The sequence below is a fragment of the Flavivirga spongiicola genome, assembly GCF_030540825.1.
In the GTDB taxonomy this organism is placed as follows: domain Bacteria; phylum Bacteroidota; class Bacteroidia; order Flavobacteriales; family Flavobacteriaceae; genus Flavivirga; species Flavivirga spongiicola.
In genome coordinates this window covers 218,487-245,123 of the sequence record NZ_JAUOEO010000001.1, presented here as the reverse complement: position 1 = coordinate 245,123, position 26,637 = coordinate 218,487, and the positions used below count along the sequence as shown (strand labels likewise).

The 26,637-nt window shown below is 33.7% G+C and carries 17 protein-coding genes; 16 read left to right on the top strand and 1 reads right to left on the bottom strand.

Annotated features, from left to right (window positions below):
* Positions 1–21: 21 nt before the first annotated feature.
* Both Q4Q47_RS00865 and purU read left to right on the top strand, forming a co-directional pair.
* Complete coding sequence (locus tag Q4Q47_RS00865; RefSeq protein WP_303304765.1) at positions 22–2,136, top strand: heterodisulfide reductase-related iron-sulfur binding cluster; 2,115 nt, start codon at positions 22–24, stop codon at positions 2,134–2,136.
* 51 nt (positions 2,137–2,187) lie between these two features.
* A complete protein-coding gene (gene purU, locus Q4Q47_RS00860; protein WP_303304764.1) occupies positions 2,188–3,060 on the top strand; it encodes a formyltetrahydrofolate deformylase in 873 nt (290 codons plus the stop codon).
* 566 nt (positions 3,061–3,626) lie between these two features.
* On the opposite strand, the gene Q4Q47_RS00855 is transcribed toward purU, so the two are convergent.
* Positions 3,627–4,187, bottom strand: a complete 561-nt coding sequence (locus tag Q4Q47_RS00855; RefSeq protein ID WP_303304763.1) for an RNA polymerase sigma factor — start codon at positions 4,185–4,187, stop codon at positions 3,627–3,629.
* Positions 4,188–4,292: 105 nt separating this feature from the next.
* Between Q4Q47_RS00855 and Q4Q47_RS00850 the strand changes: the two genes are divergently transcribed.
* From Q4Q47_RS00850 to Q4Q47_RS00785, 14 genes are all read left to right on the top strand, one after another.
* Positions 4,293–5,483 carry a FecR family protein gene (locus tag Q4Q47_RS00850; protein WP_303304762.1) on the top strand — a complete coding sequence of 397 codons (1,191 nt, stop codon included), beginning with the start codon at positions 4,293–4,295 and terminating at the stop codon, positions 5,481–5,483.
* A 215-nt stretch (positions 5,484–5,698) separates the two neighbouring features.
* Entirely contained in the window at positions 5,699–9,343 is a 3,645-nt protein-coding gene (locus Q4Q47_RS00845) for a SusC/RagA family TonB-linked outer membrane protein (RefSeq protein ID WP_303304761.1), read from the top strand.
* A 12-nt stretch (positions 9,344–9,355) separates the two neighbouring features.
* Entirely contained in the window at positions 9,356–10,852 is a 1,497-nt protein-coding gene (locus tag Q4Q47_RS00840; RefSeq protein WP_303304760.1) for a SusD/RagB family nutrient-binding outer membrane lipoprotein, read from the top strand.
* A gap of 29 nt (positions 10,853–10,881) precedes the next feature.
* Positions 10,882–11,913, top strand: coding sequence for a LamG domain-containing protein (locus Q4Q47_RS00835; protein WP_303304759.1), 1,032 nt, complete (start codon positions 10,882–10,884; stop codon positions 11,911–11,913).
* 38 nt (positions 11,914–11,951) lie between these two features.
* Positions 11,952–13,160 (top strand): IPT/TIG domain-containing protein, encoded by a 1,209-nt coding sequence (locus tag Q4Q47_RS00830; protein WP_303304758.1) that lies wholly within the window; start codon positions 11,952–11,954, stop codon positions 13,158–13,160.
* 304 nt (positions 13,161–13,464) lie between these two features.
* Entirely contained in the window at positions 13,465–15,873 is a 2,409-nt protein-coding gene (locus Q4Q47_RS00825) for a hypothetical protein (protein ID WP_303304757.1), read from the top strand.
* A 12-nt stretch (positions 15,874–15,885) separates the two neighbouring features.
* The gene (locus Q4Q47_RS00820) at positions 15,886–16,815 is read left to right on the top strand and encodes an endonuclease/exonuclease/phosphatase family protein (protein ID WP_303304756.1); all 930 of its coding nucleotides are present in this window, start codon (positions 15,886–15,888) and stop codon (positions 16,813–16,815) included.
* On the top strand, positions 16,802–16,927 hold the full coding sequence (locus Q4Q47_RS00815; RefSeq protein WP_303304755.1) for a hypothetical protein: 126 nt from the start codon (positions 16,802–16,804) through the stop codon (positions 16,925–16,927). Before Q4Q47_RS00820 ends, Q4Q47_RS00815 begins: the two co-directional genes overlap by 14 nt.
* A 67-nt stretch (positions 16,928–16,994) precedes the next feature.
* Complete coding sequence (locus Q4Q47_RS00810) at positions 16,995–18,221, top strand: purple acid phosphatase family protein (RefSeq protein WP_303304754.1); 1,227 nt, start codon at positions 16,995–16,997, stop codon at positions 18,219–18,221.
* Positions 18,222–18,318: 97 nt separating this feature from the next.
* Positions 18,319–19,437 carry an acyltransferase family protein gene (locus Q4Q47_RS00805; RefSeq protein WP_303304753.1) on the top strand — a complete coding sequence of 373 codons (1,119 nt, stop codon included), beginning with the start codon at positions 18,319–18,321 and terminating at the stop codon, positions 19,435–19,437.
* Positions 19,438–19,699: 262 nt separating this feature from the next.
* A complete protein-coding gene (locus Q4Q47_RS00800) occupies positions 19,700–21,370 on the top strand; it encodes a beta-N-acetylhexosaminidase (RefSeq protein WP_303304752.1) in 1,671 nt (556 codons plus the stop codon).
* 32 nt (positions 21,371–21,402) lie between these two features.
* Positions 21,403–23,700, top strand: a complete 2,298-nt coding sequence (locus Q4Q47_RS00795; protein WP_303304751.1) for a family 20 glycosylhydrolase — start codon at positions 21,403–21,405, stop codon at positions 23,698–23,700.
* Between the two features lie 16 nt (positions 23,701–23,716).
* Complete coding sequence (locus Q4Q47_RS00790; RefSeq protein ID WP_303304750.1) at positions 23,717–24,760, top strand: family 43 glycosylhydrolase; 1,044 nt, start codon at positions 23,717–23,719, stop codon at positions 24,758–24,760.
* Between the two features lie 301 nt (positions 24,761–25,061).
* A complete protein-coding gene (locus Q4Q47_RS00785; protein ID WP_303304749.1) occupies positions 25,062–26,636 on the top strand; it encodes a sulfatase in 1,575 nt (524 codons plus the stop codon).
* Position 26,637 lies beyond the last annotated feature (1 nt).

Sequence of the window (26,637 nt, the reverse complement as noted above, 5' to 3'; positions counted from 1 at the left end):
TAACTAACTAACACCCACTGTATGGAGGACTTATCAAGAGAACTATATGGCAATATTGGAGTTATTTCCAAAATCTTATTTTATATATGTGCCTTTACTTCAATGGGCATTTTCGCCTACGGAATATATAAACGTCGTCAGTTATGGAAATTAGGAAAAGACACAGGCGAAAAAATCGATTTTAAAGCATCATTTAAAGCGTTAATTTCTAGAGTGCTTTCCCAAAAGACCGTTCGTAGTGGTGTTCGTAAGAAGAAAGCAGGACGTTTTCATACCTTGATGTTTTTCGGATTTATCATCCTTTTTATAGGAACATGTTTAGTAGCGGTTGAAGAATACGGTCACATTCTATTTGGGGTAGAAGGCGAAAATCTTTTCCATAAAGGAATTTATTTCGCTGTTTATGAGGTCTTTCTTGATTCTTTTGGGCTTCTTTATACCCTAGGAGCTGCTTGGTTTTTGGCTCGAATGATTCAAAAAGGAAGAGGAGGTAGCGTTCGTTATCGAAAGTCGGATTACTTTCTTGTTAGCGCACTTTTTGTTATTGGTTGGTCAGGTTACTGGCTTGAAGGCCTTCGTATTATTCGAGAAAATACAGCATATCCATGGCTCTCTTATGTTGGTAATAGTCATGCACATCTTTTTCGTTTTCTTGGAGTAAATGAAGGAAATGTGGATGCGGTTCATCTTACAGTTTGGTGGGGACATGGACTCCTTGTTTTCGCATTCATCGCTTCATTTCCATTTACTCGACTGCTTCATGTTATTGCAGGCTCATTCAATCTTATCCTTGTTCGTAGAAAACCAGGATATATGATCCCTGTTACGGTTGAAGAACTTGAAGAGACAGGAAAAGTTGGAGTAGAAAACGTACAGGATTTCTCGTACAGACAATTACTTTCACTTGACGCATGTGTGGCTTGTGGCAGGTGTACTGATGCTTGTCCAGCGACTGAAGCTGGTAAACCTCTATCTCCACGGGATGTGGTTCAAGATATTCGTAGTCATTTTAATGAAGTTGGCCCACTAATTCAAGATGCTCGAAAGAACGGTCGTGACGAACTTGAAGATAAAGCTTTAGCTGCCGCACCAAAACTACACGGTGATATTATTTCTGCAGAAACGCTCTGGTCATGTACTACATGTAATGCTTGTCATGAGGTTTGTCCGTTGGATGTTTCTCCAGTTAGCATTATTACCGATATGCGCCGTTTTCTTATTGGAGAAGGAGCACTTAGTGGTCCACCTGCTGCCTCACTTCAAAAAGTACAGCGTTCAGGGAATCCATGGGGCTTACCAGCACGAGACCGTTTTAATTGGTCTGAAGGATTAGATGTTCCAACGGTACAATCTAATCCAGGTTTTGAAGTATTGTATTGGATTGGTTGTTCAGCAACTTACGATCGTCGTATTCAAAAAGTAGCACATGCAGTTGTAAAACTGTTAGAGCATGCTGGCGTTAATTATGCGACTCTTGGACCAGAAGAACGTTGTACAGGAGAATTTGCTCGCCGTATGGGAGATGAATTCTTGTTTCAAGAATCTGCCGAAAATAACATTGAAGTACTTAAAAAATATAATGTTAAGTCTATCATTACACACTGTCCTCATTGTCTTAATTCATTGAGCAAAGATTATCCCCAATTTGGTGGGAATTATGATGTCATGCATCACACACAGTTCCTATCTACACTTATTAAGGATGATAAACTTAAAGTAGATGAAAAGGCAATAAAAGGAGAAGATGGTTCAATTACATATCATGATCCATGTTATTTAGCACGTATAAATGGTATAAGCGAAGAACCCCGTTTCCTTATTGAAGAAGCTGTCGGGGAGCATGCTCTTGAAGAAGTTAAACGAAGTGGTTGCGAATCTTCTTGCTGTGGAGCAGGTGGCGGGCGCATGTGGTTTGATGACGAGCCTGAAGAACGTATTGGAAGAACACGTGTTGAAGAACTTCTTGCTACCAAGGCAAAAACAGTAGCGGTCTCTTGCCCTTTCTGTCTTACCATGATGACCGACGGTATTGCCGCTAAGACCGACCAGGTTGAAGTAAAAGATCTTTCTGAAATTCTTGCAGATGCTATAGAAATGACAAATAACATCACTAGTTACTCTAAAAATATTGAATAGAGAATCTTGAACTTAATAAGTATAAAAAATAGGAACTTAATTTAAAAAAGCATGAATCCACAAATAATAACCTTTCTAATTAAATGTCCAGACCAGAAAGGAATCATAACGAAGCTAACCCGTTTTTTTTATGAAGAAGGTTTTAATATAATTAGCTCTCAGCAATACACCAACTCTGAAGAAGAAAAGTTTTTTATGCGTGTTCGCTTATCATCAGACGATTCTGTGATTATAAGTAAGATCGAATTGGAGGGTAAATTTAAAAAACTTGCCGAATTATATCATATAACTTGGAAGGTTGATTACGGAAGCAAAAAACATAAAGTCGCCATTATGGTATCGCACACTAGTCATAATCTATACGATTTACTGCATAGGCACAAGGAAGGAAAACTTAATTGTGAAGTAAGTATGGTGGTTAGTAACCATTTAAAGTTGAAACCTATTGCGGAAATGTTTAAAATTCCATTTCATTATGCACCAATTACTAAGGAGACAAAAACGCAACAAGAACAGAGTTTGATCTCGTTGTATGATCAACATGAAATTGATTTGATCATTATGGCGAGGTATATGCAAATATTATCGGAGGATTTTATCAATCATTTTTCAGAGAGAATTATCAATATTCATCATTCATTTTTACCTGCTTTTCAAGGAGCAAATCCATATAAAAGAGCCCATGAAAGAGGAGTTAAACTAATAGGAGCTACGGCACATTATGCTACTCAAGATTTAGATGAAGGCCCTATCATTGAACAAGGCGTTGAGCGCGTATCTCATGAAAGTACTGTAAGTTCTTTAAAAAGTATAGGAGCCGAAATAGAGACGTTTGTTTTGGCTAAGGCAGTTAATTTTCATTTAAATGACCAAATAATTGTAGATGGAAATAAAGCAATCGTTTTTCCTGAAACAGGAGAATAATTGATGTTCATTAAGGTTTAACTAAAAAAATGCAAATGGTTGCCTTTCGAGTTTTATTTTTTTATCTAAATATTGATAATGCTTTCTCTTTTACCATAGGAGCTGATGGGAACCATGGCTATATTGTCGAGGTAGGGGTTTTTAACACCTTATTGAGTGTGGTACATGGACATGCAAGGTGCTAGACGGTACACATTCTAAATATGTAAATTTACAAGACCATTGGAAGTTAACTGAGGGAATGGGCAATATCATTACAGATTCAAGTATTAATGTGACACATTAGCAGGTGGTGCATGGAAAGATGCTGCAAATAGCGAAGTGATAGATGTGCATAATTATGATAACACCCCCAGAGCGGTAGATGTAGCGGTAACAGCATTAAACCATTTGTGTATTTCTATACAGAGCAGTTGGGATTTAAATGGGAATTCAATTATTAATACCGATTGTTCAAAATCAACACAAAAAAGGAATGCCTTTTCCCTATTTATTATAGCCTTCTCTGCTTAGTATTAAGTTTTCAGGAAATTTTTAGATTAAAAGCATAAGAAAAAGTGTTACACTTAAGACGTTTTATCATTAATAGAGAATATTTCCGCCCTAATTTTAGATAGAGCATTACTTATATGGTTTTCGACTGTATTTTTAGATATGCTTAAAATGTCTGCTATTTCTTCGTAGCTATACCCTTCCTTTTTATTCAAAATAAAGACTTCTCTACATTTTTTTGGTAAGTTCTCAATGGCTTTATCAAGACGTATAAGATTTTCCTTTATTATAGAATTGTCTTGTTCTATAGATTTGTTTAAAGTATCCAAATATATAGTATCCAAAACATTATTTTTCTTCTCAATTTTAACGTATTCATTTATAAAACCATAATATACAGCTTTATATAGATAGCTTTTAATAGATGTGTGAATTTTTAATTTTTCTCGCTTTTTCCATATTTTAACAAAAGTATTTTGAACAATATCTTCCGAAAACACTTTGCTTTTAGATAAAGAAGCACAATAAATGCATAAGGGCTTATAATAGGTTTTAAATAGAAATGTAAACGCAGCTTTATTACCGGACTTAAGCTCTTTAATTAAAGTTTTGTCATTTTTAAACAACATGCTCATTACAGGATTCTATTATTTTTTTTGCAAAGTAGAAAAAAAACCATTAAAAATTAGTGGTATGGTATTTTTAAACTGTCTTAGATTAAATATACAATGACAAACGTGATGAATTCAAACATAGAATTTATAATTCAAAAGTATTTAGAAGGAAGCGCTTCAGAAGAAGATATTATCCTTTTAAAAAACTGGATCTCAATAGATAACAATAGAAAAGTATTTCAAGAGCATATAGAAATACAATATTTATTAGACCATAAATTCGAAGCATATAATATAGACCTGGCTCATGAAAAATTAATGCGATTAATAGAGGATACCTCTGTAATTCCTTTAAATAAAAAATGGAAGTACACGGCTTTATTAAAATACGCAGCGCTTTTTGTAGGGCTAATAGGTCTTTCATTTTTTCTTAAAAATGAGTTTTTTGGAAATAAAAAATTACAAATAAATAATGATGCCATTACCATTCAATTAGATAATGGAAATGTTGAAATTATTTCAGCATCAGGAGAGAAAACAATTTTAGATAAAAACGGTTATGTGGTTGGTGTTCAGGAGGGTAATGCCCTAAACTATAAAACAAGCCCTTCATCAGATATAGCCCAAACAGATTTAGAAAATCAAGCCCCAAATGAAAATTTAAAGTATAATGAATTAAACATTCCATATGGTAAAACATTTAAGTTAATGTTATCAGATGGAACGATAGTGCATTTAAATGCGGGAACCACACTTAAATATCCTGTAAAATTTTTAAACGGAAAATATAGAAAAGTATTTTTAAAAGGAGAAGCCTATTTTGAGATTGCTAAAGATGCAAAACATCCGTTTATTGTTAATACAAATGATATTAATGTAAGAGCTTTAGGCACTCAGTTTAATGTGTCTTCATACACAGATGATCAAAATATTAACACGGTCTTGGTTGAAGGTTCCGTGGGTGTTTATAAAAGTAATGAAGATTTTAATTTAAAAAAATCTACAATATTAACACCCGGATTAAAAGCAGGTTTTAATAAAACTAACAAAAATATTTTAGTAGAATCCGTAGATACTAATATTTATACGGGTTGGGTGCATGGTAAAATGATTTTCAATCATATGCCTTTTAAAAACATCATAAAAAAATTAGAAAGACATTATAATGTTTCGATACAAAATAATAATAAGCAATTAGATGACGAAACATTTACTGCAACTTTTGATGTTGAAACTATTGAGCAAGTAATAGAGTCTTTTAGCAAAAATTATGAAATAGAATTTAGTATTGTAAACAATCAGATAATTATTAATTAACCTTAAAAAAAAAAGCCTATGACATAGCTAGACACAAAAAACAATTACCAAGCTCACTTTATATAAAAAAAATCGGAAAATGCTGGAACATTTCCCGATCATGTTTAAAGTGGCTAAAACTTTATTAATTAACCACATAAATTCAAAACAAAAGTATGAAAAATCTAATGAAGTTAAAGGGGCTCTCTCTTTATCCTTTGAAACTTGATTTAAAAATGAAACTTTCAATTTATTTATTTATAATCACATTATTCCAGGTTCAAGCAAACACGTACTCTCAAAACACAAAAATCACTTTAGATTTAGAAAATGTAACTATAGAGAATGTACTTCGCAAAATTGAATCACTTACCGAATTTAAAATCTTATATAATGATAAAGAGGTAGATTATAAAAGACGTATTGATGCTAAATTTAATAAGCAAAAAATATCAAAAATTTTGAAAGACATATTCTCAAATACACCTATAGTTTTTGATGTATTTGAGAAACAAATTATTTTAAAGCATAGTTTAGAAAAGGAAGTGTTACAACCTCCTATTGTAAATACAACAAAATTGCTGCTACAACAGAATACGGTTTCTGGAAACGTTAAAGATCAATTTGGATCACCGCTGCCTGGTGTAAACATTATTCAAGCAGGAACTACTAACGGAACCCAAACAGATTTTGATGGGAATTATAGCATAAGTATAGAAAAAGGAGCTGTTTTACAGTTTAGCTATATAGGCATGATTTCTCAAAATATAACCGTTGGAGATGGCACAACTATCAATGTTGTTTTATTAGAGTCTCAAGAAGCACTTGATGAAATTGTTGTAACAGCTTTAGGAATAAAACGAGAAAAGAAAGCATTAGGATATTCTGTTACCGAATTAAAAGGTGATGAATTTAATGATAATAAAGACTCTAACGTATTAAACAGTTTTCAAGGTAAAGTAGCGGGAGTACAAATAAATACAACATCTAATGGAATAGGGAGTTCTAGTCGTGTAGTTATTAGAGGAAATAGCTCTTTTACTGGTAACAATCAACCCTTATATGTTGTAGATGGTATTCCAATACGCAGTAGCTCATCAACTGTTAGTTTTAGTGATGAGTTCGGAAGTAATGGTAGTGACGCAGGTAATGACCATGCTGCTAATATAAACCCGGAAGACATAGCCTCAGTATCTGTCCTTAAAGGACCTTCTGCAGCTGCACTCTATGGGTCTAGAGCTGCGAATGGTGTTATTGTTATCACAACAAAAAAAGGATCTTCGGAAAGAGGTTTAGGAATTACTATTAATTCTAATACGACCTTTGAAGATGCTTATGTTTTTCCAAGATTTCAGAATGAATTTGGAGGAGGTCGTGTAGGAGAAATTTCTGGTAAAGTATGGAATTTAGACCCAGCATTAGCCTATGTAGATAATAACGGTATTGAAATACAAAGACTTGATGATGATAAAAACTGGGGGGCACGTCTTAATGGACAAACCTACAGGCAATGGGATTCGCAGTACACGCTAGGTACTTATTCACCTAACCCGAATTTCGCAAAAAACTTTTATAATACGGGGGTAAATATTACCAATTCTATTGCTATAGATGGCGGTAATGAAACCACACAGGTAAGAGCATCATTTACGAATGTTGACGAACAAGGGATTGTGCCGGAGAGTACCCAAAAAAGAAACACGGTAACCTTACGATTATCTTCTAAAATAGCAGATAAGCTAACATTAGATGGTAGAATTACTTATGTAAACCAGAAAGTACATAACAGAACTACTGCGGGTGGTTTATCAAGTATTCCATGGGTTATCAATCATTCACAAAGAAATCTTACCAATGAGTTTTTGGCAGATTTTTTAAATCCTGAATATAATCCTACAACATGGCCTCCAGCAAATATTTCTGCATTTGTGTTAGGTGTAGAAAGAAGAGATCCTTTAAATCCTTTTAGACAAGGGTTATTTGAATCATTAGGACCAAAAACACCATGGAACGGGAATCCTTACTGGTTAGTAAAAAATTATACAAATGATGATGAGCGTCATAACTATACGGGTTTTGTATCACTTAAATATGATATTATGGATGGTTTGAGTGCCATGGCACGTATAGGACTAGATCAATCAGCACTCTTTTCAAATAGAAAGAATAGAGCAGGATCTCGTATAGATTTTTTAGGAAGCTATAGCGAATCGACTCGATTTAATTCAGACTTAAATGCAGACTTCTTATTAGCCTATAATAAAAACATATCTGATGATGTGTCAGTAGCATTAAATGTTGGGGGTAATCATTTTAAGACAACTTCAAGATCAACTTCTGCAAGCGGTAGTCAGTTTATAATTCCTGATTTTTTCGCTATAAATAACTTTAAAGAAATTAGTGATGGAAATCTATCAAGAAGTAGACTAGATGTGAATTCACTTTATTTTTCTGGACAAATAGGTTATAAAAACTATGCGTTTTTAGATGTTACCGGTCGTAACGATTGGTCTTCAAGCTTACCGGCTGCTAACAGATCATTCTTTTATCCATCGGTAGCAGGAAGTTTAGTATTTTCTGAAGCATTACAATTAAATAAAGATGTATTGAGTTTTGGTAAACTAAGAGCTTCTTGGGCAGAAGTAGGTAATGGTACAGACCCTTATAGATTAGTGTCTGGAGTTAGTGATAATAGATTTGGAAGCTTATTAACGCTTGGTTTAGATGGCACAATTCCTTTAGCCAATTTAAAACCAGAAATAACTACATCTATAGAATTTGGTACCGATTTAAGGTTCTTTAAAAACAGATTAGGCCTTGATTTTACATGGTATAAATCCAACACTGTAAATCAAATAGTAAGTGTAGGAGTACCTTCATCAACTGGTTTTGGAAGTAGAATCGTTAATGCTGGAGATATTGAAAACAAGGGATTTGAGGTGTTGCTAACAGGAACGCCTATAGAAACAAAAGATTTTTCATGGGATGCTTCCATTAATTTTACCAAGAATACATCAGAAGTGATAGATGTATTGAGCGAAGAAAATGTAAGTTTTGTAAATGTTGGTTCTGTAACGCTGTCTGGAGATAATGGTCTTAGCTTTAGAGCAGAAAAAGGAATGCCTTATGGTGTTATATACGGTAGGAAATTTCTAAGAAATTCTGATGGATTGGTAGTGGTAGATAATAAAGGAAATCCATTAGGAACAGACCAGGTTTTAATTGGTGATCCTAACCCAGAATGGTTGGCAGGTATTAGTAACTCATTTAAATATAAAAACTTTAGACTTAGTTTTTTAATTGATGTTAGAAAAGGAGGTATTATTATTAATAATACAGCAAGAACCATGTCTAGGGCAGGTACCAATACGTTATCATTAGAAGGTAGAGATGCTTTTTATAATTCACCGGAGTTTTTAGCATTATCTACAGGTTCAGCACGTAGCTCTTTACCAGGATCCTTTACAGGAGGTGTGAGTACTTGGGTGAATAACAATGCAGTAGTTCAAGATGGCAATTTGCCAACAGATGCCAATGGTAATCAAATAGGAGGTGAGATTAATACGTTTTATGGCAGCCCAAGAATATACCAAGAGAATTTGTTTAAAAGTGGTATTGTAGAACCATTTGTTGAGGATGCTAGTTTTGTAAAGTTAAGAGAAGTATCCTTGTCTTATACCTTACCTAAAAAGACCTTAGATAAATTACCTTTTTCTAATGTATCATTCTCATTAATAGGTAGAAACTTGTTTATTCTTCATAGAAACACGAAAGATTTTGATCCGGAATCAAATGTAAGTAGTGGTAATGGACAAGGTATAGAGGGTAATGCATTACCGGGAACCAGAAGGTATGGGTTTAACATAAAATTAGAACTTTAAAATTAAAAACACATGAAAACATTTATAATAAATATGAGTAAAATAGGAATACTATTGTGTTTTATCTTTTTATCAAGTTGTGATAAGGGGTTCGATGAAATTAATATAGATCCTGATGAAACGACTGCAGAAACTGCTCCAGCTAGTAATATTTTTTTACGAGTAATAGAAGACATTGCAGATGAAACCTATGATGAAGATCTAGCTGTTATAGCAGATCTAGTTGGTTTTGTATTTGGAGATGGTATAGCGCTTTATGAAAAAGGGTCAGCAGGAAAGTGGGGCAGTTTTTATGGAGAATTAAAAAATGTCAATCAGATTTTAACTCTCACAGCACCAGATGGTCGTGAGGCTAATAGTATTAACCATGGTGTTGCTAGAATATTAAGAGTTATTTATTATCAACGTCTTGTAGATCTTTTTGGAGCCATTCCTTATACAGAAGGAGCACAAGGGTTACAATTTCCTAAACCTAAATACGATAGTGAAGAAACTATTTATAAAGATCTGGTAAAAGAGTTAGATGCTGCTATAGCTGAGATAAATACAGGCACAGGATTAGTTTTTAATGCTGAGGTAGATTTAGTATATGGTGGTAATGCAGCTAATTGGGCATTATTTGCCAATTCATTAAAACTACGTATAGGTATGCGTATGCGTTTTGTAGACCAAGCGGCTGCAAGTACTATTATTACTAACGCGTTAAGTGGTAGCTTAATAAACTCGAACGAAGCATCTTGGGCATTTAAATACCCAGGGACTGAAGCTAATAATTCAAGTGATTTGTTTAGTATAAATAAACCTACTAGCAGATTTGTAAGCGAGTTATTACTTAAGGAATTAAGAGATACAAATGATCCACGAAAATTTGTATATGCTGACCCTACAGGTAATAGTAATGACCTTTACCAAGGACAAGTTAATGGTTTAAATATAAATTTTGGTGATGCGACTCAGTCTATTAGAGGTTCGTATATATGGCAAAATAGAGCATTTCCATCGTATTTAATGACTCATGCAGAAGTAAATTTTCTTAAGGCTGAAGCGGCATTAGCCAATATTGGTGGTGGAGATGCTAATACAGCGTTTAGAGCGGGTATTAGAGCCAGTATGGAGCAATGGGACGTTGCCGAAGCAGATATTGTAACGTTTTTAGCAACACCTACAGCCACATTAACTGGTACAGACGAAGAAAAATTAGAGCAAATCGCCATTCAAAAATGGATTGCCCTATATACAAATGGACATGAAGCTTATGCAGAAATGAGACGAACAGGATATCCTGCAATTGCTCAGCGTGTTGCAACTACAGATATAGACAGATTTGATGCCGATGGAAATTTAACCACTGTAAGTGTGGGGTATCGTTTAGGTATTACAGAAGGCGTATTTCCTAGAAGAGTTGAATACCCTAATAATGAGAAAGAGTTGAACCCGGATAATTTTAATGCAGCGGTAAGTGCATATGGAGATGGATTACTCGATAGAGTTTGGTGGGATGTTAGATAATCTGTTTTTAAATATATAAATATTAAATTATGAAAAAAATAAAATATATCACATTAGTATTTGTATTCTCTCTCTTATATGTGGGATGCGAAGTAGATAGTCATGAGGTTGTAAATGCATACTATGTGCAACCAGAAGCTGAAATGTTGTATTCTAATAATCCTAAAACGGAACTTCCTTATACCGCAGATGAGTTATTAGCGCTGGATTTTAATCCTTCGAAGGAAAATTTTTATACAAAAGACCAATCGGTTGTTTTAAAAGTAAAAACAACAACTAAACCAGAAAGTGTTTCATTAATTAATGGTTCAACAGATAATAGAACAGCATTAACTGATATTTCTGAAGATAATGGAGCATACATTATTACTTTAAATACGACAGTTTTAGATTTAGGTGTTGAGCAAGGCAAGGCCAGAGGTCTTGCATTCGAGATTACATATCCTGCTGTAAGTTCGAGAGGTTTAATGGTGGAAAATGTAACCTATAAAGTCCATAGATTATTAGATCCACGTGAGTTTAAATCCTTTACATTTTTTGATGGCTTGGTACAAACTTTTAATGGCATAGGTGAAAAAGCACTCATAGATGAATCTGCTGTGGATTTGAGTTTTAGATATGATGAAGATTTTACTGTAAGTGTTTGGGTTAATTCAACAACAGATAATAGTGATCCTTCAATTTTAGGTGATAAAGATTGGGGAAGTGGAGGAAACAAAGGGTTTGTTTTCGCGTATAGAGGTAATAGTGGTTGGAAAATAAATATTGGAGATGGAGCAGGTAATCGTGTAGATATTAGTGGTAATGCTATTAATGATGGTAATTGGCATTTGCTTACGGTAACATTCGATAGAGATGGTGATGCCGTTCTGTACGAGGATTTAGTTGAAATTGAACGAAAAGATATGTCGGCTGTTGGAAACATGGATAGCGGATTGCCAATCTACGTTGCCCAAGATGGGACAGGAACTTATGGAATCCCTTATTTAGGAATGACTAGAGAAGTCTATTTCCATGATGTTGCTATGTCTAAAGAAGAACTTTTAGATTTTTATCAATAACCAACCTTTTACAAAATATAATTTTAAAAAATATACAAATGAAAAATTCAATTATAAAATACAATAAATTATGGGCATTTAGCACCTTAGTATTAACTCTGGCTTTTGTTTTCTCATGTACAGAAGATGATGCTCAAAGTGGTCCTAATGACAATTTGGGGCAGGCAACAGTTACGGTTTACAATCCAGATAATGGTAAAGAAGGTGCCGGTGTTATTATTTCTGGGACTAACTTTAGTACGATTGCATCAGATAATAAAGTATGGTTTAACGGGGTAGAAGCTACCGTTAGATCGGTAAGTAATACAACCATACTAACCTCAGTACCAGTGGGCGCTACTACAGGTTCTGTAACAGTTTCTGTAAAAGGTAAAGAGGCCGCTGCGGGCCCAGATTTCACAGTACTACTTCCTACTATTACTGCGTTAAATCCAGTTAAAGGAGGTGTAGGAGAAACAGTTGTATTAACAGGAGCTAATTATAGCACCACTCCAGAAGAGAATAAAGTATGGTTTAATGGTGTTGAAGCTACTGTTTCAGCAGCAACTGCTACGAGTATCACAGTAACAGTACCAGCAGGTGCAACAACAGGAACAGTATCTGTTCAAGTTAAAGACGGTACCGTAATTACAGGCCCTAGTTTTGAAGTAACAACAGAAGTTACATTCGAAATGCAACTAACAGAATTAAATGATGATGTTGAGGAGACTGTTGGTCCTTCAGCAGATCTTACTAGATGGCCAATAGGTTATATGGATTTAAATAGTAGCGATTTAGAGCTTGGAGAACGTGACGGAGATTTTGGAGTGCAAATTATAGGTATGCGTTATAGAAATGTAACTATTCCAAAAAACGCAACTATTATTAGTGCTGCTATTCAATTTGAATGTGACGATACAGGAGCAGGTCCAGTAAATCTTCGTATCCATGGAGAGAATGTAGGAAATTCACCTGAGAATACAGATGCTTTATTTAATACATCTTCTAGACCAAAAACAACCGCAAGCGTACTTTGGACTGTAGAGCCTTGGTTAGCTGCTGGAGATCGTCTTCCTGCTCAAAAAACGGTAGATTTAAAAGACATTGTACAAGAAATTGTAAATAGAGGCGATTGGACGGCCAACAATGCTATGAACTTTATTTTTACTCAAGAAGGAGCTAATTCATCTACTGGTGGAGATGGTAGAGAAGCAGAAACTTCTAAATCAACAGGAAAAGGAGCTACTTTAACTATAGTTTACGAATAAAAATTATTTGAGTTAATTTTTTTAGTACTTAAAGAGGTTGTTGAAAATTACTTTTCTTCAACCTCTTTATTTTTTCTAAGATGCAAACAGTAAATTTTTAATGGTTAAAATAATTTTTATTGTCTCATTAAAAAGAATAAGTCTATGCAAACCTTTGCATGACGTTTGGGCCTTCATTCTTTTTTAAAATTAAAATTTTATTGTTTCTTTGATTGTGCCTGTACGACTATAAGGCTTGTTTATCGTGGCATAGACCAAAATATCATGAACTCATTTTGAACATCCTAAAATAAAATTAAAAATAATGCTAAAACACAAAATAACGTTATGGTCATTGCTTGTCGCATCCATAACTTTAAATGCACAAAATACTATAAAAGTATTCCCTGGAGCTGATGAGAAAACACCAGCTAAATCGCAGTACTTTTCTTGGATTAATAACACCAATGAAGGAAGTACCGAAGAAAATACGCTTATTAACTTTAGTTTCTTTAAATGGTTAAAGGATGAATACGGTATGCAATTAGATATTTATGCTTTTGATGCCGGTGCAATAGATGGAAAGCGCTTTTATGGCAGCATGGATTCTGACAGATTTAAAAAACAATTTCCAAATGGGTTTGAACCCATTCATAAAGAAGCCAAAGACATAGGTTTTACTTTAGGATTATGGGGAGGGCCCGATGGTTTTGGAGATACACCCAAAGAAGAAAAAGCACGAACAGATATGATGGTTAAATTGGTAAGAGATTACGATTTTAATCTGTTTAAGTTTGATCGTGTTTGTGGGCAACTACGCCCGGATAAAGAAGATGCTTTTGTAAACATGATGATAGAAGCACGAATGCATAGACCCGATTTAATTTTACTAAATCATCGTTTAGCATTAACCGAAAAAGGATTGCCTCATGCCACTACGTTTTTATGGGAAGGTGTAGAAACCTATGTTGACGGGCATATAAAAAATGATAGAACGGCTACGCATCATCGTGTAGGTAATTTGTTAAGAGGGTATACACCAGATATGAAACGTTTAACAGAAGATCATGGTGTTTGCTTATCCTCTTGTTTGGATTATTGGGAAGATGATTTGATTTTACAAGCCTTTCATAGAAACCTAATATTAGCTCCGGAAATCTACGGTAACCCATGGTTGCTGAGAGATGAAGAATTTCCACGGTTAGCAAGAATCTTTAATTTACATAAACAATACAGAGATATTTTAGTTGAAGGAATAAAACTTCCTGAGTCTCAATACGGCATGCATGCTATTTCTAGAGGCGATAAAAACACCCGATTATTAGTACTTAAAAATTTAAGCTGGGAACCTGTTACATATCAAATCGATTTAAATAAAAGTATAGGTTTAGAAGCATCAAACAGTAAAGTACAAGTAAAGCAATACCATCCGTTTGAAAGTGTAATAGGAAATTTCAATTATAACAATAAAGCGAGCATTACCGTACTGCCTTTTAGATCGTGTTTAATTAAAGTTTCTAATACAGAAAAACAAGATTTAAGTTTAGAAGGTGTAAACTACGAAGTGGTAAAAAATATTGAAGGAGAACCTGTGGAAATTGATGTTTTGGGGTATCAAGGTACAACCGCAAGTTTCAAACTAAATGATTTTAAGAACTACAAATTGGCAACTATTGATGGTAAAAATGCATCGAAATTAGTAAAAGGGAAATCATTGAAAGTCACTTTTGATGGTGAAAAAATAAATGAATTTTGGCACAGAAAACTAACTGATTTAAAACCAGTTGATTTTCCTAATGATGCCGAAAACTTGTACGAAGCGACTTGTTTTGCTACTGATAATAATGCGTTTGAAGTCCGTTCATTATTCCGTTCGGGCGAAACCAACATTCCTCAAGTAAAAGCGGCTCGCGATGCGTTTTTTAATCAACAAGTGTTTGTAGATCGTGGTGTGTGGGATAAAAATTTATTTGATGATGATTATAACACTTCTTTTTACGTTGGTAAACACCGAGATAAAGTGGTAAAAATAAAAGAAGCTGCTTTTCGATTGGATTTTGGTGAACCTATTTTTATAGATGAGCTAAAAATTACGTCACCAGACGATTATTCCTTTATGCCAAAAAAGCCAGAAGAAGCGATTATAGCAGAAGTATCTTCAGATTTAAAAACATGGAAACCAATTATATTTATGGGAAATCTTAATATGACCATTGAGATGCCTAAAGATAAAAAAATAAGATACGTTCGTATTGCCGATTTTGCCGATAGACTTTCAGAAGTTCAAGGTTTTTACAACGGCAAAAAATTAAATTCAACAAAATGGAAAGCTTCAAACCTATTAGGTGCTTACCAAGAAATGGAGTTTGATAAAGCGTTTTCTGCAACATTTACTTTAAACGATGCACATAAAAACAGTTATCTAGCTGTTGCTCTTAATGGCTATCATGGTGAAGAAGGTGCTTATGCCGCTTTAAGAGTTGATGGAAAAATAATTGGAGCACCAGACAGAAGTATATCTTATCCTGTAAACTCTTGGGAAGCAGCAGTGTGTGATGAATGTGTATTTGATAAGAATTTTACATACTACTTTCCTATAACAAAAGATTTGATTGGTAAACAAATAGAAGTGGTCGTATTAGGGACAACAGCATGCGATGCAAACCTTAAAAGTGATGTTTGGATAACAAGTTACCCTATTCCTTTTCAAAAGAAGCGTTTGATTTTAAAATAGTAGTATAATTCAATGAAAACGAAATGTTTTATAATAGTGTTTTTAGCAGTATTTGCACAGTCAATAACTTCTTGTGCCCAACAAAAATTAAGCGTACTTACGTTTAATATTTGGGATCCGAACGACGAGCCATTTTGGGGAAAATATGGCGACTTCCCGGAAGATGATATTGTAATCTATTTATCTGAAGATAAAGCCGATATTTTATTACTACAAGAAGTATCTTTAGAAAACGGGCGAAAAAATCAGACCTATCAGCAAATTAAAACTAAATTAGAAAAAAAAGGGTACATATATTCTGCATATTACAAGCCTAATTATAAAACTGGTAAGGGCGATATTGGTTATTATGATGGTATGAAAAACTCGGGCTATCCATTAGCTATATTAAGTAAGTACCCTATTCTCGAAACTTTTGCGAATCAGACTGATGGCAATATAATTATGAGTAAAGGTGTGTTGGGTATAAAAATTAGTTTTAACAAAGAGCCTTTGTATATTTTTAATACTCATTTTACAATTGGTGCTAAAGGTACGGATGCCGAAATGGAAAAAGTAACCATTCCTTTTATAAATAATATAGCAGGTAATAACCCTGTTATTTTGGGTGGTGATTTTAATTCTCCTTCAGCTACAGATTATCCTAACTCAGAACAAACTATAGGTGAATACACCTATTCATCTACAACAGATCAATTTTTATTAGATGATGGTTTTGTAGATGTTTATCCTATAGCAGTAAAAGAAAGAGGTCTCGTAAAAGATGCTACCTGTCCAGGGCAAGACGATTATATAAAGCGTGTAGATAGAGTGTATTCTCGCAATACCGATTTATATCCAATAAAAGCTTTCGTTAAAAACAATCCTTGGGAGTATGTAAATTTGGTAGATCATAGAGGGGTTTATATAGAATTTAAAATAAAAAAAAATGAACCTAATTAATTACGACATGAACTTTGTTTTTACTCAAAAAGGTGCTTATGCAGCTATTCGTGTAGATGGAGATATTATTGGAGCATCAGACAGAAGTATTTCATTTCCTTCAAACACATAGGAAGTAGCAGTCTGTGATGAGAAGTTAATAAATATGATACTAGTTCAATGAATGTAAAATGGATTTGATGAAAAAGAATGATAACAATAGAAGGGAGTTTATAAAAGACGTAACTAAAGTTAGTGCTTTAACAACTATTGGGCTAATGGTACCAACGACACCCGTTTTAGCTAATAATGATAGTTCTGTACCTGAAGCAATTAAAACACCTCATGCCTTTCTAACACCACCGTATTTACAATCATTGACTCCAAATTCGGTAGACATTATGTTCATTACGAAGAATAGAGCTTATAGTTGGGTGTTATTTGGTGAAGGAGGTTTAATTCATAAAGCTCAGACAATTTCAGATGGTTTTGTAACAGCTTATAATCGAGTTAACTGTATTAAATTAAGCAATTTAAAACCCAATACGACATATACCTATAAAATTATATCAAAAGAAATTGTTTTATTTGAACCTTATGATTTAAAGTATGGTACGAAAATCGAGACCGATGAATTTTCGTTTAAAACACCGGCACTAAAAGAAGAAGAGGTTAAGTGTATTATTTTTAATGATATACATGACAGACCAGAATCATTTGGAGAATTAATGAAGGTTAATGGCGAAAAACCTTTTGACTTTGCATTGTTAAACGGTGACATGTTTGATTATCAGGAAGATGAGGAACAAATAATTAGAAACCTTTTAACCCCTTGCACCAGTTTGTTTGCAAAGAGTACTCCTTTTTTAATGATGCGAGGTAATCATGAAACCAGAGGGAAATTTAGAGGTGAGTTAAAAGATTATTTTTCATACCCTACAAATGAATATTACTTCACTTTTAATTGGGGGCCAGTACACTGGACTATTTTAGATACCGGAGAAGATAAACCAGATGGTACCGAAGTATATGCCGGTATAGTCAATTTTGATGCTTTTCGCGAAAAACAAGCTATTTGGCTAGAAAAGGAAATGCAAAAATCAACATATAAAAACGCCCTCTATAAAGTGGTTGTTATGCATATTCCACCTTTTTATTCGGGAGATTGGCACGGGACATTACATTGCAGAAAAATATTTAGTCCACTGTTCGAAAAATATAAAGTGGATATGGTTATAGCAGGACACACACATAGTTATGGTATTCACAAACCTGATAAGGAGCATTCGTATCCTATTATTATAGGAGGAGGTCCAAAAAATGGTTCCAGAACAATTACAAATCTAGAAGCAAATTCTAAAAAGCTTGAAATAAGTATGATAGATGATGGTGGAAAACAAGTAGGTCATTATGTTATAAAAAAATAGTTCAGATTAATAATTTAAACATTTGAAATATAATAATATTATTGGGAGTTTAATTATGAATATTTTTGTTATGGACTAAATTAAAGCATGAAATTTAATGAAACAAGTTATAGGTAAGCCCCACCAACGTTTATATTCCCTTGATGCCATTCGTGGTTTTGATATGTTTTGGATTATGGGAGCGGAAGGTATTTTTCATCGTCTTTCAAAAATAACAAACGTCCCGGTTTGGAATGTGTTATCAAACCAATTTAATCATGTGGAGTGGCATGGTTTTACTTTTTATGATTTAGTTTTTCCGTTGTTTCTGTTTCTGGCAGGAGTATCTACGCCTTTTTCCATTGGAAAAAAAATAGAAAAAGGACATACTAAAAAAGAATTGCTATTGTCTATCATAAAGCGAGCATTAATTCTAATAATCTTAGGTGTTATATATAATAATGGACTTCAAATTAGAGCACTTTCGGAGATTCGTTTTCCAAGCGTTCTAGGGCGTATAGCTTTAGCTTATATGTTTGCTAATATTATTTATCTTTATACTAAACAACGCGCACAAATTATTTGGTTTGCTGCATTATTAATTGGTTATTGGATATTATTATCTTTTGCTTCTGCTCCAGGGTATCCTATAGGTGACTTAACAATGCATGGTAATATAGCGTCTTATATAGATTCTTTAATAGTACCTGGTAAACTTTATCTGGGGGTACATGATCCAGAAGGTATTGTATCTACAATACCAGCAATAGCAACGGGACTTCTGGGAATATACACGGGTAATTTATTAAAAAACACCATTATAGAAAATAAAAAGAAAACAGCAATAAAAATAGCAACAATAGGTGCGGCTCTTTTAATAGTAGCTCAAATTTGGAATCTGGTTTTTCCAATTAATAAAAACCTGTGGACAAGTTCTTTTACCTTGCATTGTGGTGGTTTAAGCATGTTATTAATGGCTTTGTTTTATTATATTATTGATGTTTTAGAATACAAAAAATGGGCGTTTTTCTTTAAAGTTATTGGCATGAACTCTATTTTGATTTACATGTCAGGAAGATTTATTGATTGGTCTTATACTACAAATGCCATATTCAAATGGTTAGGGCAAATGGTTGGAGAGCCTTATAATGTGGTTGTTCTTGCTTTTTGTTTTGTTTTGACACAATGGCTATTTTTATATATCCTGTATAAAGGAAGGCTTTTTTTACGTGTATAGGCTTTAATTTTGTTAGTTGTTAGTTGTTGGTTTTGTCTCATGGATTTCTAAGCTGTTCTTTTACATGATCGAATGATTTTTTATGGGTCGATTCCAATTATTGAACTTAAGTCTTGCACAAAGGTTTGATATCTTTCATTTAAAAACATCGTTTTAAGGTATAAAAAGGATAATTATGTGTTAATTATTTGATTTTGATCGTATCTATTTATAAATTTGTGTTCGTACACACCAATTTATTAATCTTCTAAAACAAATCTCAATGCGTTCAATTTTTTATCTATTCATTTTCATCATACTGGTAAGTAGCTGCTCAGAAAAAAACAAAACATTTTTGACTTCAGAAGTTACATTACTGCCTAAACCAACAACCTTAACTTTAGGAGAGGAATCTTTCGCTTTCAAAGAAGGTTATTCAGTTTCAATTGAATCTGATGAACAAAAATCTGCAGCGAATTATTTAATTAATTTAATTAAAAACACGACAGGTTTTCAATTAGAATTAAAAGAAGAAGGAAAAGCTTTAATAACATTTTCTAAAGTAGAAGGATTAGAGGCTGAAGGTTATCAATTAGATATAACACCAAAGCAAATAGTCATAAAAGCTAGTGATGCTGCTGGTTATTTTTACGGAGTACAATCCATTCAACAGTTGCTATCAAAAGAAGTTTCTACAGAAACAAATAAAGAAAAATGGCTTGTTCCTTCTGTTGTTATTGAAGATGCACCACGCTTTAAATGGCGTGCTTATATGCTAGATGAGTCTCGCTATTTTCATGGTGAAACTTTTGTAAAACAAATGCTAGACCAAATGGCTTTGCTTAAAATGAATGTGTTTCATTGGCATTTAATAGACGACGCAGGTTGGAGAATTGAAATAAAAAAGTATCCGTTACTTACCGAGGTTGGTTCTAAAAGAGCAGATTCAGAAATAGAGACTTGGAAAAGCGGAAAAACATCAGGAGTACCGCATAGCGGCTTTTATACTCAAGAACAAATAAAAGATATTGTGGCCTATGCTGCAGAGCGAAATATAACGGTAGTTCCCGAATTTGAAATGCCAGGACATTCTAGTGCGGCCATTGCATCATATACGTGGTTGGGTACAGCAGGAAAAGATATAGATGTGCCAATAAAATTTGGTCGTCTATATGATAATTATGATGTGACTAAGCCAGAAGTTATTCAATTTATAAAAGATGTATTAACAGAAATGTTCGCGTTGTTTCCCTCTGAAGTAATTCATATTGGAGGTGATGAAGTCGGTTACAAAGTATGGGAAGAGTCAGCATCGGTTCAAAAGTATATGAAAGAAAATGGCATTAAAACACCAGCCGATTTGCAGATAGACTTCACTAATAAGATATCACAATTTATGGAACAAAACGGAAGAAGAATGATGGGTTGGAACGAGATTATGGGAGTAAATATTCATAAAGGGTTTGAAGAAAAAAAGGATGATAAAGCAGCAGAAACCGAGTTAGCTAAAAATGTTGTAGTACACTTTTGGAAAGGTAATTTGGCATTAGCACAAGATGCAGCTAAAAAAGGATATGGCATAGTAAATTCATTGCATAGTAACACTTATTTAGACTATAGTTATAAAGGTATTAGTCTAAAAAAAGCCTATAATTTTAATCCAATCCCTGAAGGTTTAGAAGAAAAATATCATAAAAATATTTATGGTTTGGGTTGTCAAATGTGGAGTGAATGGACACCTACTAACCCAGATGTTGAACGTCAAACATTTCCAAGAATTGCTGCTTATGCAGAAGTAGGGTGGACACAACTTGAAAACAAAGATTATGAAAGTTTTAAAGTAGCTCTTAAAAAAATACAAAAGCATTGGGATAGCTTAAATATAAATTACTTTAAAGATTACGAAAAAGTTGAAGCTGAAATAGAGGCAGCAAGAAAGAAGAAGGCAGAATAAATTAAAAATACAAATAGAACAGTAAAAAAGAAATGAAAAAAAGTTATTTAAGGGTATTACTTGGTTTAGTTTTATGTTTTTCTTGTGCTAAACAAACAAAAACCTTTACAAAAGAAGAAATTTCTATGGTTCCTAAACCTACAAAATTGGTTTTAGGCGAACAATCTTTTTCCTTTTCTAAAAATACGACGATCTCTATTAGTGATGACACTCAAAAAATGGCAGCAAATTATCTGTCAGATTTATTTAAAAAAGCGGTCTCTTATAATTTTGAAATAGCAACTTCCAATAACGCATCCATTCAATTTTTAAAAGCTGAAAACTTAAAACCTGAAGGGTATCAATTGGAAGTGACTCCACAAAAAATTATTATTAAAGCAAGCGGTGCTGCAGGTTATTTTTATGGTGTTCAAACTTTACGGCAATTGTTGCCTCCAGAAATAGAAAAATCTGCAAATACGCAAACCAATAATTGGTTAGTGCCTTGTGTGAAAATAGAAGATAGTCCAAGGTTTTCATGGCGAGGAATGCATATGGATTTTAGCAGACATTTTTTTAGCATAAATGAGGTTAAAACCTTTTTAGACTATATGGCAATGTATAAGTTAAATACATATCATATGCATTTAACAGACGATCAAGGGTGGCGTGTTGAAATCAAAAAATATCCTTTACTTACAGAAAAAGGGGCGTGGCGTGTTGAAAGTAAGCAGGACAGAGAATGTAAAGAGTTGGCAAAAACCGATCCTTCTTATATTATTGATGAGCAACATTATCACGAGCGCGATGGCAGAAAAATGTACGGAGGTTTCTTTACACAAGAACAAATTAAAGATATAGTAGCCTATGCTGCCGACAGGCATATTGAAGTGATTCCAGAAATAGATATGCCAGGGCATTTTAAATCTGCAATAGACAATTATCCGTTTTTATCCTGTACAAATGAAGCTGGTTGGGGTGAGCTTTTTTCCAGACCAGCCTGCTTAGGAAAAAAAGCATCTTATGAGTTTGTTAAAGATATATTAGGTGAGATAGCTGATTTGTTTCCTTCTAAATATATACATATTGGCGGAGACGAAGTGAATATTCAATCATGGAAAGAATGTTCACATTGTCAAAAAGCAATTAAAGATAATCATTTAAAAGATGAACATGAATTACAATCGTTTTTTAATAGAGATGTTGAGAAATTTTTAAATTCAAAAGGAAAAAAACTTATTGGTTGGGACGAAATTGTTGAAGGCGGTTTGAGCGAAAATGCGACTATGATGTGGTGGCGTAATTGGGCGCCAAAAATGCGAAATATTGCAGCAGAAAATGGGAATGATATCATTATTACGCCAGATTTTGAATATTATTTTGATTTTAAAAACGAGGCGACACCTTTAGAAAAAGTATACAACTATGAACCTATTCCGGTTAATTTTACAGAAGCTCAGGCCAAACATATACTAGGTGTTCAAGCCAATTTGTGGTCAGAAACAATACCAAACTTTAAACGATTACAATATCAGGCGTTTCCGAGAATGTTAGCTTTAGCAGAAACGGGATGGACTTCAAAAGAAGATAAAAATCTTGAAGATTTTCAAGAACGTATGAGTATGCAATATAAACGATTTGATGCTTTAAACATTCAGTATTATATTCCATCTGTGGTAGGGTTGAAAAATAAAGTGGCCTTTTTGGACAAAGCAACTGTTGCATTAAAAACGCCTCTAGAAAACATGGATATCTATTATACTTTAGATGGAAGTACACCATCAAAGGCGTCAACAAAATACACAACTCCTATAGAATTTTTAGAAACAGCAACGTTAAATACCATTGCATATAGAGGCGATATTGCAAGTGAAATAAAATCTGCTTTAGTAGAAAAACAAACTTATATAGAACCAGTAAGTGTTACTCCAAATAATGGAGGTTTAAATCGTTGGCTGGGCATTAAAAAGTTTAATATAGTTGAAGCTGTTGAACTTCCGAAAAAACCTAAATGGGAAACTGTAAATCAAATTGATGCCGTTGGATATGAAAATGACGATCATGTTTCTATGGTTTTTAAAGGTTATTTTAATGCCGAAGCGGATGGTTTATATGAGTTTGCTACAAAATCAGACGATGGTAGTTTGCTTTTTATAGGCACTAAATTAGTGGTTGATAATGGTGGAAATCATTCTGCTATTTTAAGAGACGGTATGGTTGCTTTAAAAAAAGGATGGCATCCTATTACTATTAAGTTTCATGAAGCTACTGGTGGTAGTGAGTTAACAGTTTGGTATAAAGCACCTAATAGAAAAAAACAAGTCTTAAAAGGAAGCGTAATTGGTAAATGATATAATTTAATTTAGAATGAAAAATAGTAATCTTATACTCATTATTATGACGCTTTTAGTATCAAATAGCTGTAAAAAGTATCAACAAGAAGAAAAAGCATCAGATATAAAAGAAGAAGTTTTAAAAACGGTTGCGTATAAATACACGAATTTAACTAATATTGGAGCAGAACAAGGTATTACGCGTAGAGATCCAAGTGATATTATTTTTGCAAACAATCAATATTATATATGGTACACAAAAACAGACAAAGGGTTTAGTGGTTACAATGCATCTATTTGGTATGCTATTTCTAAAGATGGCATTAGTTGGGAAGAAAAAGGAGAGGCGATTCCAAAAGGAACACAAGGTACTTGGGACGCTTTTAGTGTATTTACGCCCAATGTTTTAAAAGCAAATAACAAATATTATTTGTTTTATACAGGTGTAAAATCAACTCCAGGAAATCCTGATGGCAATTTTGAGAATAATGCAATCAATGATATTACGGCACTAGGCTTAATGGTATCAGATTCACCAGAGGGACCATTTGTAAAAGTTTCAAATAAACCTATTTTGGAAATAAGTAATAATGAAGATGATTTTGATAGTTACAGAATAGACGATGCATGTATATTGTATAGAAACAAAAAGTATTGGTTGTACTACAAAGGGAGATCTTCAAAATATGGAGTCGATGGGCCCAAACATACCAAAATGGGTGTTGCTATTGCCGATAAACCTGACGGACCTTATTTGAAATACGAAAAAAACCCTATTACCAACGGCGGGCACGAAGTGATGGTTTGGCCTTATAAAGAAGGTGTCATGACAATGCTTTCTAATCATGGAGCAGAAGGTAGAACGTTACAATATGCAAAAGATGGTGTTAACTTTTCTATAATAGGAAAAATAGCTGACGAATATCCTAAAGCGCCAGGATATTTTAGGTTTGATGATTTTAAAGGAGAAAAAAATCAAAGAGAAAATATAAAATGGGGTATTTCTATGATTTATGGAGATACAGCTAATAATATTTGGCCATATTTAATACGTTATGAGATTGAAATTAAAGATTGAATATAGAATGCTAATTTGTATTAAATGAAGTAGTTTAAGCTTTTTTGATTGAAGCGAAAAATAGTAATTTCATTCCCAAATGAAGTCTTTTTTGAACAGCATAGCATCGCTACAGAGTAATAAAAAGACAAAATGTGGGGATGAAAGAGCATTTTGCAGCCAATTATAAAAACATGTGCTCAGCTTGACTGGGTAGCTTAAAAGACTTCAATACCATATTGAAAAAAGAGTGTGCCTAAAAAACCAAGAAAAATAAGTTAGTAACAATATGTGCTATTTAATATTAAAATTGCTATAGATAATGAGATATTTTAAGATGCTTTTGCCTGTTAGTTTGTGTTTGTTTTTATTGACATGTAAATATAGTCAGGGTAATGATAAAGTAATAGAAAAAGAGTCCATAAGTAGCCCAAATATTGTTCTATTTATGATAGACGATATGGGGTGGCAGGATACTTCTGTGCCTTTTTGGAAAGAAAAAACAACTTTCAATAACCTGTATCAAACACCTAACATGGAGCGTCTGGCAAGTGAAGGAATGAAATTCACACAGGCATACGCTACGGCAGTGTGCTCACCAACACGAGTAAGCTTAATGTCTGGGATGAATGCCGCAAGACATCGGGTTACCAATTGGACACTTAAAAGAGGAATTTCAGAGGTAAGGCCTCCTAAGGGGTTATCTATGCCGGAATGGAATTTAAATGGTATTCAACCAACAGATTCTATAGAACGTTCTACGCACATTACAGCGTTGCCTCAGGTTTTAAAAGATAATGGTTATTTAACTATTCATGCAGGTAAGGCCCATTTTGGTGCAGCGGATACTCCGGGCGAAGACCCTATCAATTTTGGTTTTGATATCAATATCGCCGGACATGCAGCGGGAGCTCCCGGAAGCTATTATGGCATTCAAAATTTTAAAAAAGATATTAATAAAAATAGTATTTGGGATGTTCCTGGTTTGGAAAAATACTCTGGAAAAGATGTGTTTTTAACTGAAGCTTTAACCCAAGAAGCTATTTCTGCTATGGATAAAGCTATTGACAAAAAAGAGCCTTTTTATTTGTACATGGCACATTACGCAGTGCATACCCCTATACAAGGAGATCCCAGATTCGAACAAAAGTACATAGATCAAGGCCTGCATCCAACAGAAGCAAAATATGCTTCTATGGTTGAAGGTATGGATAAGAGCTTAGGTGATATTATGGATTATCTTGATAAGAAAGGTGTTTCAGATAATACCATTATTTTATTTATGTCAGATAATGGAGGTCTGAGTGCAGTAGCTAGAGGAGGCAAAGTACATACACATAACAAACCGCTTTCAAGTGGAAAAGGTTCTGCTCATGAAGGAGGAATAAGAGAGCCTATGATTGTAAAATGGCCAGGAATTACTAAAAAAAATACAAGTACTGATGATTTTGTAATTATTGAAGATTTCTTCCCTACCATTATTGAGCTAGCTGGAATATCAAATTATAAAACGGTTCAACAGGTTGATGGAAAAAGTTTTTCTTCCATTTTAAAAGGAGAAAAGCAAAATAACAATAATAGAGCTTTGTTTTGGCATTATCCTAATAATTGGGGACCATCTGGACCAGGAATAGGTGCGACAAGTACCATAAGAAAGGGTGATTGGAAATTAATTTATTATCATATGGATAGCCATTTTGAATTATTTAATATTACTAATGATATTGGCGAAACATCAAATTTAGCTTCAAAAGAAATTATAAAGCTTAAAGCATTGGCTCAAGAATTAGGGGACTATTTAAGAAGTGTAAATGCTCAAATGCCAACAAACACTAATACAAATCAAATAGTGCCTTGGCCTGATAACCAAGACGTACTTAATAATTATAATAACTAAA

What these genes read in the sequence shown, in the direction of transcription:
- Q4Q47_RS00855 (WP_303304763.1), bottom strand. Translation starts at nt 4,187, where the DNA reads ATGAGCATGTTGTTTAAAAATGACAAAACTTTAATTAAAGAGCTTAAG.
- Q4Q47_RS00845 (WP_303304761.1), top strand. Translation starts at nt 5,699, where the DNA reads ATGAAACTTTCAATTTATTTATTTATAATCACATTATTCCAGGTTCAA.
- Q4Q47_RS00790 (WP_303304750.1), top strand. Translation starts at nt 23,717, where the DNA reads ATGAAAAATAGTAATCTTATACTCATTATTATGACGCTTTTAGTATCA.
- Q4Q47_RS00850 (WP_303304762.1), top strand. Translation starts at nt 4,293, where the DNA reads ATGAATTCAAACATAGAATTTATAATTCAAAAGTATTTAGAAGGAAGC.
- Q4Q47_RS00785 (WP_303304749.1), top strand. Translation starts at nt 25,062, where the DNA reads ATGAGATATTTTAAGATGCTTTTGCCTGTTAGTTTGTGTTTGTTTTTA.
- Q4Q47_RS00830 (WP_303304758.1), top strand. Translation starts at nt 11,952, where the DNA reads ATGAAAAATTCAATTATAAAATACAATAAATTATGGGCATTTAGCACC.
- Q4Q47_RS00865 (WP_303304765.1), top strand. Translation starts at nt 22, where the DNA reads ATGGAGGACTTATCAAGAGAACTATATGGCAATATTGGAGTTATTTCC.
- Q4Q47_RS00835 (WP_303304759.1), top strand. Translation starts at nt 10,882, where the DNA reads ATGAAAAAAATAAAATATATCACATTAGTATTTGTATTCTCTCTCTTA.
- Q4Q47_RS00795 (WP_303304751.1), top strand. Translation starts at nt 21,403, where the DNA reads ATGAAAAAAAGTTATTTAAGGGTATTACTTGGTTTAGTTTTATGTTTT.
- Q4Q47_RS00825 (WP_303304757.1), top strand. Translation starts at nt 13,465, where the DNA reads ATGCTAAAACACAAAATAACGTTATGGTCATTGCTTGTCGCATCCATA.
- Q4Q47_RS00805 (WP_303304753.1), top strand. Translation starts at nt 18,319, where the DNA reads ATGAAACAAGTTATAGGTAAGCCCCACCAACGTTTATATTCCCTTGAT.
- Q4Q47_RS00820 (WP_303304756.1), top strand. Translation starts at nt 15,886, where the DNA reads ATGAAAACGAAATGTTTTATAATAGTGTTTTTAGCAGTATTTGCACAG.
- Q4Q47_RS00800 (WP_303304752.1), top strand. Translation starts at nt 19,700, where the DNA reads ATGCGTTCAATTTTTTATCTATTCATTTTCATCATACTGGTAAGTAGC.
- Q4Q47_RS00815 (WP_303304755.1), top strand. Translation starts at nt 16,802, where the DNA reads ATGAACCTAATTAATTACGACATGAACTTTGTTTTTACTCAAAAAGGT.
- purU (WP_303304764.1), top strand. Translation starts at nt 2,188, where the DNA reads ATGAATCCACAAATAATAACCTTTCTAATTAAATGTCCAGACCAGAAA.
- Q4Q47_RS00810 (WP_303304754.1), top strand. Translation starts at nt 16,995, where the DNA reads ATGAAAAAGAATGATAACAATAGAAGGGAGTTTATAAAAGACGTAACT.
- Q4Q47_RS00840 (WP_303304760.1), top strand. Translation starts at nt 9,356, where the DNA reads ATGAAAACATTTATAATAAATATGAGTAAAATAGGAATACTATTGTGT.